This window comes from Methylomonas koyamae (assembly GCF_006483455.1).
GTDB lineage: Bacteria > Pseudomonadota > Gammaproteobacteria > Methylococcales > Methylomonadaceae > Methylomonas > Methylomonas koyamae_B.
In genome coordinates, this window is record NZ_PPPU01000012.1 from 194,727 (window position 1) to 207,452 (window position 12,726).

Consider the following 12,726-nt stretch of genomic DNA (forward strand, 5'->3'; position numbering starts at 1 on the left):
CTCAATTCGGCGGCGTTGGCGCGACTTGGCGCCAGCCGCCGGGGCATTGGCTGATGTAAGGGTAATAGCCGGCCGGATTGTCGCAGTAATACCAATAGCCTTCCGGCAAGGGTGCGTTAGGCGTGGCTGGTCGTTCGCGTTCGATGTAAACCGGCGGTTGGGCCGGAACCGTTATGATTTCCCGCGGATAGTAAGGATATGCCGGGTAGTAGGGATAAGCCGGATAATAAGGCCGCGGAAACAGTGGGACTCCCAAGTAAAAACCGAAGCCGGGATGATAGTGGCGGCCGAAACCATGGACGTGGTGGTGCGGGCCGGCTTCGGCGCCGAATGCCAAGACCGACATGACTGCACCTGCGGCCAGCCGAGGCCGGAGTCTAAGTTTGTCTCTACCCATAAAATCCTCAACTGGTTTGCCGACTGGGGAACGGGATATCGATCGTGACGCGCAAGCCGCCGGCTTCGCGGTTTTCGGCGCCGATCCGGCCGCCGTGCGCTTCGATCGCGCGTTGGGCGATGGTCAGGCCCAAGCCGGTACTTTGGGCTTTCGCCGGTGTGCCGCTGCGAAAAAACGGCTGAAATATCGCCGTTAAATCTCGATCGGGAACCCCTGGGCCGGTATCGTCTACCCGGATTCTTAAGCGCGCATTATGACGGTCGAAATCGGCGGCTAACGCCACGCGACCGTCGCGCCGGCAGTGCTGGACCGCATTGCGCAGGACGTTTTCGACGGCTCGGTGCAGCAATTCGGGCAGGCAATAGCCGCGCGCGTCGCCGATCCCGGAATAATCCAGTGAAATTCCGTTCTGTTGCGCTTCGAAGCCGACGTCCTCGACGATATCGGCCAACAAGTCGGCAATATTGATCAATTCGAACGTTTGCTTATTGATCCCCGCTTCCAACCTGGACAACATCAGCAGTTCGCCCACCAAGTCGCTGATGCGCTGAGACTCCCGTTCGATGCGCTCCAAGGTTGCCGGTAATTTTTCCGGCTGTTGCTGGGCCAGCCCGATCGCAGCTTGAATCCGCGCCAACGGCGAGCGCAATTCGTGCGACACGTCGTGCAGCAAATGTTGCTGAGCGCCGACCAAATTGCCGATTTGCTGGGCCATGTGGTCAAAATCCCGTCCCAAATCGCTTAATTCGTCGCGGCGCCGGCCCATGCCCAGGCCGATACGGGTATCCAGCCGGCCTTGGGCCACGGCATGAAAGGCATTGCGCAGATTGCGGATCGGTCTGGCGAAGTACCATGCCAACAGCGCGCTAAAAACCAGGCTGGCGACGCTGCCGGCCAGTATCGGTGCAATGGGCGACGGCGGCGTGCGCGGCGGCGGGCGGCGATTGTCGCGGTCGGGCGGCGGGCGTTGGCCGGGGCCAGCCAAGCCCAGCAGGTCCGGCGGATTGGGCGGCAGGGCCATTCTGAAATTGTCGGCGAAACCGTTTTCCGGCGACGGTACGAATAACAGATAACGGTGGCCGTCGTCGGCAGAGACCATGCGGATCGCGTCCGGATATTGGCCGTTTGCGTAAAGCGTCCGCGCCTGTTGCAAAATCTCCGCCGAGACTTCGCGGCCCAACAATTCCCGGTCCTGGTCGTCCACCGCGAAAATCGGCGGAAACCGTTCCTGACGCAAAGCATGGATAAAATCGCGCAAACCGGCGACGCCGCTGCGCGGTAACAAATTGGCGGCAACACTGACCATCGAAGCGATATGCCTGACGTTGATCCCATTGGGTTGATTGGCGCGTTCCGCTTGTTGTTGCGATTCCCGCAGCCAGAATATCGTGCCGACACCGATGCCCGCCGTCAGCCAGGCCAGCCAGAATGCGAAAAAGAACTTCCAGAACAAGCGGCCCATCTCAATCCTTAACCAGTTGGTAGCCTTGGCCGCGCACGGTCTGGATGTAAGAGCGGCCGTCGGCCTGATTGCCCAGTTTCTGGCGAATACTACTCATGTGCACGTCTATGCTGCGGTCGAAGCGGGCCAGCGGCCGGCCCAAGGCTTTTTCCGACAAGGCTTGTTTGCTGACCACCTGGCCGGCCTGGCAAGCCAGCGCTTCGAGTAGATTGAATTCGGTGCTGGTCAATTCCAGGGTTTGGTCGAACCAGATCGCCTTGCGTTTTTCGCTCCAGATTTGCAGCGGTCCGACCAAAATCGGCCCATGTTGCCGGAGGTCGGCAGCAGCCTGGGTTCGGCGCAAAATCGCCCGGATTCGGGCGACCAGCTCGCGCGGTGTGCAAGGCTTCGGCACGTAATCGTCGGCACCGGATTCCAGGCCGATGATCCGGTCCACATCGTCGCCTTTGGCGGTGAACATCAGGACCGGCACCCGGCTCTCCAGTCTAATTCGGGCCAGGATTTCGGTGCCTTTGATGTCCGGCAGCATGATGTCCAAGATGACCAATTGGTGTTTGCCGGACAGGGCCTGTTGCAGGCCGGAATGGCCGGTCATGGCGATGTCGACTGCGAAGCCTTCCCGCTGCAAATACTCGCTGAACAGCCCCGCCAGTTCCTCATCGTCGTCGATAATCAACACGTTGCTCATCTGCTTTGACTCCACCAAAATTCGATGCCGCATGATAGCGGTTGCCGGCGCAATCGCGCCAACCGCTTTTACTTAATTTTACTTTGCGCTAACCGCAGTTAACTCCCTGTTTGCAATACTGGATTCCGGCATATAGCTGCTCGGCGTTGCCGTTTATCCCATCAATCCAAGTCACGGAGTTGTTATGAAGAAGTTCTTAATTGTTGTAAGTCTGTTGCCGCTTGCCGTCGCCGCCGGCCCTCGCCACGGCGAACCTCGTTGCGAGGGCGGTTTCGATTCGGCTCGTCATGGCGAGTTTGTTGCCGGCGAGCATCTGCCGCACTTTCTGCGGCCGCTGAATCTGAGCGATGCGCAGCGGGCGGAGATCAAAAACCTGTTGCAGAACCGGTTTAGCCAGGGCAAGGAGAAGATGGGCCAGGGGCGGGCGATGCACGAGGAGTTACGGAAACTGAGTTTTTCCGCCGACTATAGCGACGAGAAAAGCCTGAGCCTGGTCGAAAAGTCGTTGGAATTGCACAAGCAAGCCGTGTTGGATAAGGCTAAACTCGACAATCAGATCTATAAACTGCTGACCCCGGAGCAACAGCAGAAGTTACAAGCCGAGCTGGACAAAGCCGAACATTGAATCACACTGTTAATTGCCCATGATCCCAGGCAAGGCATATTGGTCGGGGAGTCGGTGGATTGAAGGCCGGTTGGCGTCGGTTGACCAGGATTCTTGGCTCGGTGTGGCCGGTGTGCACCAAAACGGAAAATTGTTAATGACCAAACAAGCATAATTTCGTAAAATCTCGCTGTTTTTATCTCTCCGGAACGGGATCGGCCGCAAGGCTTATCCCGTTTTCTACATCTAAGGTGGCCAATCTTGAATAAACCCGCATTACTGGTATTAGAGGATGGGACTGCGTTTCACGGCGTTTCGATCGGCGCCGATGGCTGTTCCGTCGGGGAAGTGGTATTTAATACGGCGCTGACCGGTTACCAGGAAATCCTGAGCGATCCTTCCTACGCCAGACAAATCGTGACTCTGACCTACCCGCATATCGGCAACGTCGGCACCAACGCCGAGGACGACGAGTCGGCAAAAGTATTCGCCAGCGGTTTGGTGATTCGCGACTTGCCGTTGCTCGCCAGCAGCTGGCGCCAGCAACAAACCCTGCCCGAATATCTGCAACAGCACAATGTGGTGGCGATCGCCGATATCGATACCCGCCAGCTGACCCGCTTGCTGCGCGATAAAGGCGCCCAACGCGGCTGCATCATGGCCGGCGAAACCGTCGATATCGACGCGGCAACCCGGGCAATCGCCGATTTCCCAGGTTTGCAGGGTATGGATTTGGCCAAGGAAGTCACCACCGGCCAGGCCTACGAGTGGACCGAAAATGTCTGGCGATTGGGCGCCGGCCATGAAACCGCGCCGGACTTGGTCAAACATGTCGTCGCCTACGACTTCGGCGTCAAACGCAATATCCTGCGGCTATTGGCGAACCGAGGCTGCCGGGTCACGGTAGTGCCGGCGAAAACGCCGGCGGCCGACGTATTGGCTCTGAATCCGGACGGGGTGTTTCTGTCCAACGGCCCCGGCGATCCGGAGCCTTGCGATTACGCGATCGAGGCGATCAAGGTTGTTTTGGAGAAAAAAGTACCGGTGTTCGGGATTTGCCTGGGCCATCAATTGTTGGCGCTGGCCAGCGGTGCGAAAACCGAGAAAATGAAATTCGGTCACCATGGCGCCAACCACCCGGTCCAGGACTTGGCTAGCGGCCGGGTCATGATCAGCAGCCAAAACCACGGATTTGCGGTCAGCCCCGACAGTTTGCCGGCCAATCTGAAAGCCACCCACGTGTCGCTGTTCGACGGCAGCTTGCAGGGCATCGCCCGCACCGACGTACCGGCCTTCAGTTTTCAAGGCCACCCGGAAGCCAGTCCGGGGCCGCACGATGTGGAATCGTTGTTCGACGATTTCATTACGCTGATGGACCAGTCCCGTTAAGCCCAGTTTTTTATAGAGTGATATGCCAAAAAGAACCGACATAAAATCGATTTTATTACTGGGCGCCGGACCGATCGTCATCGGCCAGGCCTGCGAGTTTGACTATTCCGGTACCCAGGCCTGCAAAGCCTTGCGCGAAGAAGGCTACCGGGTGATTCTGGTCAACTCCAATCCGGCGACGATCATGACCGACCCGGACATGGCCGATGCGATTTACATCGAGCCGATCGACTGGCAGACCGTCGAAAAAATTATCGAAAAAGAACGCCCGGACGCGATTTTGCCGACCATGGGCGGCCAGACCGCACTGAACTGCGCGCTGGCCTTGGATAAGCACGGCGTGCTGGCCAAATACGGCGTGGAAATGATCGGTGCCACCAAGGAAGCCATCAACAAAGCCGAGGACCGCGACCTGTTCAATCAGGCCATGCGCAAGATCGGCCTGGAAGTGGCCAAATCCAAAGTCGCCCACAGCATGGAAGAAGCCTTTGCCGCGCAGGAAGAGGTCGGTTATCCGACCATCATCCGGCCCTCGTTCACGATGGGCGGCAGCGGCGGCGGTATTGCCTATAACCGCGAGGAATTCATCGAGATTTGCGAGCGCGGCCTAGATTTGTCGCCGACCAACGAACTGTTGATCGAGGAATCGATTCTGGGTTGGAAGGAATTCGAAATGGAGGTAGTGCGCGACCGTAACGACAACTGCATCATCGTCTGCTCGATCGAAAACTTCGATCCGATGGGCGTGCACACCGGCGACTCGATCACCGTCGCCCCGGCGCAAACCTTGACCGACAAGGAATACCAAATCATGCGCAATGCCTCGCTGGCGGTGTTGCGCGAAATCGGCGTCGATACCGGCGGCTCCAACGTGCAGTTTGCAGTCAATCCGGATAACGGCCGCTTGATCGTGATTGAAATGAATCCGCGGGTCAGCCGTTCCTCGGCCCTGGCTTCCAAAGCCACCGGTTTCCCGATTGCCAAAGTCGCGGCAAAACTGGCGGTCGGTTTTACGCTGGACGAGCTGCGCAACGAAATCACCGGCGGCGCGACGCCGGCTTCGTTCGAGCCGAGCATCGATTACGTGGTGACGAAGGTGCCGCGGTTCGCGTTCGAGAAATTCCCGCAAGCCAACGACCGGCTGACCACCCAAATGAAGTCGGTCGGCGAAGTGATGGCAATCGGCCGTACCTTCCAGGAATCTCTGCAAAAAGCCTTGCGCGGCTTGGAAGTCGGGGTCGATGGTCTGGACGAAGTGGCCGATTTGACCGATTCGAACGCCCAGGACATTATCCTGCGCGAATTGCGTTACCCCGGTCCGCAACGTTTGTGGTACCTGGCCGACGCATTCCGTAGCGGTTTGAGTTTCGCGGAAATCCACCAGGCCTGCAAAATCGAACCCTGGTTCCTGGCTCAGGTTGAAGATTTGATCTCCACCGAAAAGGCATTGTCCACCAAAACCCTGGCAACCTTGGAGCCCGGCGAATTGCTACGGCTGAAACGCAAAGGTTTCTCGGACAAGCGTCTGGCGAAATTGCTGGAAACCAAAGAGTCGGAAGTACGCAACGTCCGCCACAAGAAAGGCATTCGGCCGGTGTTCAAGCGCATTGACTCTTGCGCGGCCGAATTCGCCTCCGACACGGCTTACCTGTATTCCACCTACGAGCAGGAATGCGAAGCCAAACCGTCGGACCGGGAAAAAATCGTGATCTTGGGCGGCGGTCCGAACCGGATCGGTCAAGGCATCGAGTTCGATTATTGCTGCGTCCATGCAGCCTTGGCGCTGCGCGAGGATGGCTATGAGACCATCATGGTCAACTGCAACCCGGAAACCGTATCGACCGACTTCGACACCTCCGACCGCTTGTATTTCGAGCCGTTGACCTTGGAAGACGTGCTGGAAATTATCGATCTGGAGAAGCCCAAGGGCGTTATCGTGCAGTACGGCGGCCAAACCCCGCTGAAACTGGCGCGTGCACTGGAAGCTGCCGGAGCGCCGATCATCGGCACCTCGCCGGACTCTATCGATTTGGCCGAAGACCGCGAACGCTTCCAAAAATTGCTGGAGCGCTTGAATCTGTTGCAGCCGCCCAACGCGACCGCGCGTTCGGTGGAGCAGGCCGTCAATTCTGCCAAGGAAATCGGCTATCCGCTGGTGGTGCGGCCGTCCTACGTGTTGGGCGGGCGGGCGATGGAAATCGTGTTCAACGAAGACGGTCTGCGTCGGTATATGAAAGAAGCCGTCAGCGTCTCCAATGACTCGCCGGTATTGCTCGACCGTTTCCTGGACGACGCGGTGGAAATGGACGTCGACGCGATTTACGACGGCGAAACGGTGCTGATCGGCGGTTTGATGGAACACATCGAACAGGCCGGCGTGCATTCCGGCGACTCGGCCTGCTCGATTCCGCCTTACGATTTGCCGGCCCATTTGCAAGATCAGTTGCGGGCGCAGGTGGCGAAAATGGCCGAAGCCTTGGGTGTGCGCGGGTTGATGAACACTCAGTTTGCGATTCAAGGCGAGACCGTATACGTGTTGGAGGTTAATCCACGCGCGTCGCGGACTGCACCGTTCGTCTCCAAAGCCACCGGCTATCCGCTGGCGAAAATCGCCGCGCGCTGCATGGTCGGCAAGTCGTTGAAAGAGCAGGGCGTGACCGAAGAACGCATCCCCGAGTATTTCTCGGTCAAGGAAGCAGTGTTCCCGTTCATCAAATTCCCCGGCGTCGATCCGTTGTTGGGGCCAGAGATGAAGTCCACCGGCGAGGTGATGGGCGTCGGCAAAACCTTCGGCGAAGCCTTCGCCAAGTCGCAACGCGCTTGCGGCGTGGATTTGAGTCATAGCGGCAAAGTGTTGATCAGTATTCGTGATGCCGATAAACCCAAGTTGCCGGAATTGGCGAATATGCTGATCGCCAAAAATTACGAAATCGTCGCGACTCCAGGCACCGCCCGCGTGTTGCGCGAGGCCGGGATCGCTTGTAAAGACGTGTTCAAGGTCAACCAGGGTCGGCCGCATACCGTGGATATGATCAAGAACGGCGAAATTCAGATGGTCATCAACACGACCGACGGCGCGAAAGCGGTAGCGGATTCGTTCACGATGCGGCGGGAAGCGCTGCAGCGCAAGGTGACTTATTACACGACGATGGCCGGCGCCAGAGCGGCTTGTTACGCGTTGGGTGAACTCGATGCCGGCGACGTCAATTGTCTGCAAGATTTGCATAACAGTTTTAACGGATGAAGCAAAAAGGGGAGCAGTAGATGCAAAAATTTCCGCTGACGGTGGCTGGCGCCAATAAGCTGCGCGCCGAGCTGGAGGAATTGAAAACCGTGATTCGGCCGCGGATTATCCAGGCCATCGCCGAGGCCCGCGAGCACGGCGATTTGAAAGAAAATGCCGAGTACCATGCGGCGCGCGAACAACAAAGTTTTGCGGAAGGGCGGATTGCCGAAATCGAAGGCAAGTTGTCCAATGCCAATATCATTGACGTGACCAAAACCGATGCCAACGGCAAGGTCGTATTCGGCGCGACGGTGGAAATCGAGGATCTGGATTCGGGTAAGGTTGTGACTTACCAAATCGTCGGCGAGGACGAAGCCAATATCAAGGAAGGCAGGATTTCGGTCGGATCGCCGATCGCGCGGGCCTTGATCGGTAAGGAAGTTGAAGATGTCGTGACGGTGAAGGCGCCGGGCGGCGATGTTGAGTACGAGATTATTTCGGTCAAATATATCTAGCCGGTTCGAGCGGGGAGGCGCTGCCTCCCCAATAGGCTATTTTTTCGGGTTCTGCCGGTAAACCACAGCAATTTGGCCAATAGACTGAATCAGCTCGGCTTGGGTTTCAGCGCAAATTTGTTCCGAGATCACTGCGCGTTCGTCCCGGTCGGCGCGAATTTTAATTTTGATCAGTTCGTGCGCATCCAGCGCGACATTGATTTCTTTCAGCACCGCTTCGGTCAGGCCGGCCTGACCGATGATCACCACCGGGTTCAAGGCATGTGCCTGGGCTTTGAGTTTTTTCTTTTGGATGGGATTCACGCAGTTTCCTTGACTTCTAAAACCGAGCGATTTTACACGAATAGAAAATATGGCACGCAGCAAAAGTAGCCAGCAGTGGATGCAGGAACATTTCCAGGACGAATATGTCAAGAAAGCCCAAGCCCTGGGTTACCGCTCGCGGGCGGTATTCAAGCTGATCGAAATTCAGGAAAAAGACAAAATCATCAAACCTGGTATTAATATAGTTGACCTGGGTGCGGCGCCCGGAGGTTGGTCGGAATACGCCAGCAAGATCGTCGGCAAGAAAAGTAAAGTGATTGCGCTGGATTTGTTGCCGATCGAACCGATCGAGGGTGTCGAATTCATTCAAGGCGACTTTCGGGAAGACGAAGTCCTGGAAAAATTGTACAAAGTGCTTGATGGTGAGCCGGTGCACTTGTTATTGTCGGATATGGCCCCCAATATGAGTGGTAGCCGGGAAATGGATCAGCCGCGCTCTATCTATCTCGGGGAATTGGCATTGGACGCCGCCCAGCGGATTTTAGTCAAGGGTGGGACGTTTTTAATAAAAATGTTCCAGGGCGGCGGTTTCGACGAGTACTATAATCAGGTGCGGCAGCAATTCAGCAGCGTCGCAATCAGAAAACCCAAGGCTTCGCGAGCGCGGAGCAACGAAGTCTACATTCTGGCGAAAGGTTTTAAATGAACCGGCGAAATGCCTCGATTACAGGCGGTCCCAGCCGGTAGGGTGCGAGTACTCCTGATACAATTACTCGGTTTTTAAATATGTTGGCCATTCCTGGCTGGAGCGCGTAACTTGAGCGATATGATTAAAAATTTGGTTTTGTGGGTGGTCATCGCGGTGGTATTGATGGCCGTATTCAACAATTTCGGGTCGCGGGCGGTTCGTAGCGACGCCAATTTGTCGTATTCGCAACTGATCGACGCGGTTAAAGCCGGTCAGGTTCAGCAAGTCGCGATCTCCGATAATACGGTCAAAGGCCGCATGCACACCGGCGATAAGTTCAAGACTTATATGCCGAACGACCCGCATTTGATTGACGATTTGTTGGCGAACGGGGTCGAAATCACCGTGCAGCCGCCCGAAGAACCGTCGATGCTGATGCAGATATTCGTGTCTTTCGGCCCGATTCTGTTGCTGATAGCGGTTTGGGTGTTCTTCATGCGGCAGATGCAGGGCGGTGGCGTCGGCGGCCGCGGCGGTGCGATGGGTTTCGGTAAAAGCAAGGCCCGGATGCTGGACCAGGATCAGAACAAGGTCACTTTTGCCGACGTCGCCGGTTGCGATGAGGCCAAGGAAGAAGTCCAGGAAATGGTCGACTTCTTGAAAGACCCGGCCAAATACCAGCGCTTGGGCGGTAAAGTCCCCCGCGGTGCGCTGATGGTCGGACCTCCGGGTACCGGTAAAACCTTGTTGGCGCGGGCAATTGCCGGCGAAGCTAAGGTGCCGTTCTTCACCATTTCCGGTTCGGACTTCGTCGAAATGTTCGTCGGTGTCGGTGCCTCCAGGGTGCGCGATATGTTCGAACAAGCCAAGAAGCACGCGCCATGCATTATCTTTATCGACGAGATCGACGCGGTCGGTCGTTCCCGCGGTGCCGGTCTGGGCGGCGGCAACGACGAGCGCGAACAAACCTTGAACCAATTACTGGTCGAGATGGACGGCTTTGAAGGCCACGAAGGCATTATTGTTATCGCGGCAACCAACCGTTCCGACGTACTGGATAAGGCGTTGTTGCGTCCCGGTCGTTTCGACCGTCAAGTGGTGGTTGGCTTGCCCGACGTCCGCGGCCGCGAGCAGATTCTGAATGTGCATTTGAAAAAAGTGCCGATGGCCGACGACGTCAAAGTCAAATACATCGCCCAAGGCACCCCGGGCTTTTCCGGTGCCGACTTGGCCAACCTGGTCAACGAAGCCGCATTGTTTGCCGCCCGCTTCAACAAGCGCTTGGTCAGCATGGTCGATTTGGAAAAAGCCAAGGACAAACTGATCATGGGTGCGGAACGGCGCTCGATGGTGATGGACGAGAAAGAGAAGAAAATGACCGCCTACCACGAAGCCGGTCATGCCATCGTCGGCCGCTTGGTGCCGGACCACGATCCCGTCTATAAAGTCAGCATCATGCCGCGCGGCCGGGCTTTGGGTGTGACGATGTTCCTGCCGGAACGCGACCAGTACAGTGCCAGCAAGCGCAAGTTGGACAGCATGATTTCCAGTCTGTACGGCGGCCGTATCGCGGAAGAACTGATCTTCGGTTGGGAAGAGGTGTCGACCGGCGCGTCCAACGATATCGAGCGTGCCACCGAACTGGCCCGCAACATGGTGACCAAATGGGGTTTGTCGCAGCGCCTGGGGCCGTTGGCTTATAGCGAAGAAGAGGGCGAAATCTTTTTGGGCCGGTCCGTGACTCAGCACAAATCGGTTGCCGAGGAAACCTCGCATACCATTGACGAAGAGATTCGCTCGATCATCGATCGCAACTACGAGCGCGCCGAAACCATTCTGAAAGAAAACATGGACATCCTGCACGCGATGGCAGAGGCGTTAATGAAGTACGAAACCATCGACAAGTACCAAATCGACGACTTGATGTCGAGAAAACCGGTTCGCGAGCCTAAAGGCTGGGACGATACGCCGTCGCCAAGCGATGAGCGGAAAAACGACCATTGGGATCAAAAAAGCGGCGATGAATCGATTGGCGGTGCAGCCGAACAGGGCTGATAACGCCGCATGGAATAACAAGAGAGGCTCCGGCCTCTCTTTTTTTTGGTTTAAATAAGGTAGATTCGAGAATGGCAAAAAAATATTTCGGTACCGACGGTATTCGGGGTAAGGTCGGCGAGTACCCGATAACCGCCGACTTCATGTTGAAACTGGGCTGGGCCACCGGCAGGGTCTTTGCGCGGGAAGGCAGCGGCTTCGTCTTGGTAGGCAAAGACACCCGGATTTCCGGCTATATGTTCGAATCGGCGCTCGAAGCCGGTTTGTCGGCGGCCGGCGTCGATACCCGGATGTTGGGGCCGATGCCGACGCCGGGTATCGCGTATTTGACCAGGACGCTGCGGGCCAGAGCCGGCATTGTAATCAGCGCTTCGCATAATCCTTACTACGACAACGGCATCAAGTTCTTCTCGGTCGACGGCGCCAAATTGCCGGACGAAGTCGAGCACCAAATCGAGCAATATCTGGACGCGCCGATCACGACCGTTGAGTCGGCGAAATTGGGCAAGGTCAAACGCATCAGCGACGCGGCCGGACGCTACATCGAATTTTGCAAGGCTACGGTACCGCCGCATCTGGACTTCAAAGGCATGCGCATCGTTATCGATTGCGCCAATGGCGCCACTTACCATATCGCGCCGCACGTGTTCAGCGAGGTCGGGGCTGAGGTGGTGACGATAGGCGCCGAGCCGGACGGCTTGAATATCAACGACGAATGCGGCGCTACCAAACCGGAGTATCTGGCTGCCAAGGTGCTCGAGTACCGCGCCGACTTGGGCATCGCGCTGGACGGCGACGGCGACCGCGTCATCATGATCGACCATAAGGGCGAGATCGTCGACGGCGACGAACTGATCTACATCATTGCCAAATCGCGCCTCGACGAAGGCAAATTGCTTGGGCCGGTAGTCGGTACTCTGATGTCCAATCTGGGTATGGAACACGCCTTGAACGCATTGAACCTGCAACTGCTGCGAGCCAAGGTTGGCGATCGCTATGTAATGGAAATGCTGACGGAGAACAAAGGCATGTTGGGCGGTGAAGGTTCCGGCCATATCATTTGTCTGGACAAAACCACCACCGGCGACGGCATCGTCGCGGCATTGCAGGTGCTGGCGGAAATGCAGCGTACCGGCAAAAGCCTGCACGACCTCAAATCCGGTATGAAGAAATACCCGCAAGTGCTGGTCAACGTCAGAACCGAGAAAAAAGTCAAAATCGAGGAAATCGACAGCATCAAGAAAGCCGTCGAAGCCGTCGAGAAAAAACTCGGCGACAAAGGCCGGGTGTTGTTGCGTTCGTCCGGCACCGAACCATTAGTCCGGGTGATGGTGGAAGGTGTCGACGAAGACGATGTCACCCGTTACGCCAACCAGTTGGCGGCAGACGTGAAGAAGGCCATTGCGGCTTGAATAAGCGGGCTTATCCCGATATCATA

At 56.9% G+C, this 12,726-nt stretch carries 11 protein-coding genes; 7 read left to right on the forward strand and 4 right to left on the reverse strand.

Annotated elements, in window-relative coordinates; genetic code table 11:
- Window position 1: 1 nt before the first annotated feature.
- From C2U68_RS06945 to C2U68_RS06955, 3 genes are read right to left on the reverse strand one after another with little or no spacing between them, the layout of a single operon-like run.
- Window positions 2-346: a hypothetical protein gene (locus C2U68_RS06945; RefSeq protein WP_260839246.1), complete on the reverse strand. Its 345-nt coding sequence runs from the start codon at window positions 344-346 to the stop codon at window positions 2-4.
- Between the two features lie 58 nt (window positions 347-404).
- On the reverse strand, window positions 405-1,859 hold the full coding sequence (locus C2U68_RS06950; protein ID WP_140911783.1) for an ATP-binding protein: 1,455 nt from the start codon (window positions 1,857-1,859) through the stop codon (window positions 405-407).
- A 1-nt stretch (window position 1,860) separates the two neighbouring features.
- The gene (locus C2U68_RS06955) at window positions 1,861-2,547 is read right to left on the reverse strand and encodes a response regulator transcription factor (protein ID WP_140911784.1); all 687 of its coding nucleotides are present in this window, start codon (window positions 2,545-2,547) and stop codon (window positions 1,861-1,863) included.
- Window positions 2,548-2,731: 184 nt separating this feature from the next.
- Between C2U68_RS06955 and C2U68_RS06960 the strand changes: the two genes are divergently transcribed.
- The 4 genes from C2U68_RS06960 (at window position 2,732) to greA (ending at window position 8,281) form a co-directional block, all read left to right on the forward strand.
- Window positions 2,732-3,172, forward strand: coding sequence for a Spy/CpxP family protein refolding chaperone (locus C2U68_RS06960; protein ID WP_140911785.1), 441 nt, complete (start codon window positions 2,732-2,734; stop codon window positions 3,170-3,172).
- A gap of 240 nt (window positions 3,173-3,412) precedes the next feature.
- Window positions 3,413-4,540 carry a glutamine-hydrolyzing carbamoyl-phosphate synthase small subunit gene (gene carA / locus C2U68_RS06965; RefSeq protein ID WP_140911786.1) on the forward strand — a complete coding sequence of 376 codons (1,128 nt, stop codon included), beginning with the start codon at window positions 3,413-3,415 and terminating at the stop codon, window positions 4,538-4,540.
- Between the two features lie 22 nt (window positions 4,541-4,562).
- Entirely contained in the window at window positions 4,563-7,784 is a 3,222-nt protein-coding gene (gene carB, locus C2U68_RS06970) for a carbamoyl-phosphate synthase large subunit (protein WP_140911787.1), read from the forward strand.
- A gap of 20 nt (window positions 7,785-7,804) precedes the next feature.
- Window positions 7,805-8,281, forward strand: coding sequence for a transcription elongation factor GreA (greA, locus tag C2U68_RS06975; RefSeq protein ID WP_064020763.1), 477 nt, complete (start codon window positions 7,805-7,807; stop codon window positions 8,279-8,281).
- Window positions 8,282-8,317: 36 nt separating this feature from the next.
- Here greA and yhbY read toward each other — a convergent pair whose 3' ends face one another.
- Window positions 8,318-8,584 carry a ribosome assembly RNA-binding protein YhbY gene (yhbY, locus tag C2U68_RS06980; protein ID WP_140911788.1) on the reverse strand — a complete coding sequence of 89 codons (267 nt, stop codon included), beginning with the start codon at window positions 8,582-8,584 and terminating at the stop codon, window positions 8,318-8,320.
- A 49-nt stretch (window positions 8,585-8,633) separates the two neighbouring features.
- On the opposite strand from yhbY, the gene rlmE reads away from it, so the two are divergent.
- The 3 genes from rlmE to glmM all read left to right on the forward strand — a co-directional run bounded on the left by rlmE (window position 8,634) and on the right by glmM (window position 12,700).
- Window positions 8,634-9,251, forward strand: coding sequence for a 23S rRNA (uridine(2552)-2'-O)-methyltransferase RlmE (gene rlmE / locus C2U68_RS06985; protein ID WP_140911789.1), 618 nt, complete (start codon window positions 8,634-8,636; stop codon window positions 9,249-9,251).
- A gap of 120 nt (window positions 9,252-9,371) precedes the next feature.
- Window positions 9,372-11,288 (forward strand): ATP-dependent zinc metalloprotease FtsH, encoded by a 1,917-nt coding sequence (gene ftsH, locus C2U68_RS06990; protein WP_186289524.1) that lies wholly within the window; start codon window positions 9,372-9,374, stop codon window positions 11,286-11,288.
- A gap of 71 nt (window positions 11,289-11,359) precedes the next feature.
- A complete protein-coding gene (gene glmM, locus C2U68_RS06995; RefSeq protein WP_140911791.1) occupies window positions 11,360-12,700 on the forward strand; it encodes a phosphoglucosamine mutase in 1,341 nt (446 codons plus the stop codon).
- Window positions 12,701-12,726: the final 26 nt, after the last annotated feature.

Coding starts and splice junctions, on each gene's coding strand:
- C2U68_RS06945 (WP_260839246.1), bottom strand. CDS start 346: ATGTCGGTCTTGGCATTCGGCGCCGAAGCCGGCCCGCACCACCACGTC.
- C2U68_RS06950 (WP_140911783.1), bottom strand. CDS start 1,859: ATGGGCCGCTTGTTCTGGAAGTTCTTTTTCGCATTCTGGCTGGCCTGG.
- C2U68_RS06955 (WP_140911784.1), bottom strand. CDS start 2,547: ATGAGCAACGTGTTGATTATCGACGACGATGAGGAACTGGCGGGGCTG.
- C2U68_RS06960 (WP_140911785.1), top strand. CDS start 2,732: ATGAAGAAGTTCTTAATTGTTGTAAGTCTGTTGCCGCTTGCCGTCGCC.
- carB (WP_140911787.1), top strand. CDS start 4,563: ATGCCAAAAAGAACCGACATAAAATCGATTTTATTACTGGGCGCCGGA.
- greA (WP_064020763.1), top strand. CDS start 7,805: ATGCAAAAATTTCCGCTGACGGTGGCTGGCGCCAATAAGCTGCGCGCC.
- rlmE (WP_140911789.1), top strand. CDS start 8,634: ATGGCACGCAGCAAAAGTAGCCAGCAGTGGATGCAGGAACATTTCCAG.
- ftsH (WP_186289524.1), top strand. CDS start 9,372: ATGATTAAAAATTTGGTTTTGTGGGTGGTCATCGCGGTGGTATTGATG.
- glmM (WP_140911791.1), top strand. CDS start 11,360: ATGGCAAAAAAATATTTCGGTACCGACGGTATTCGGGGTAAGGTCGGC.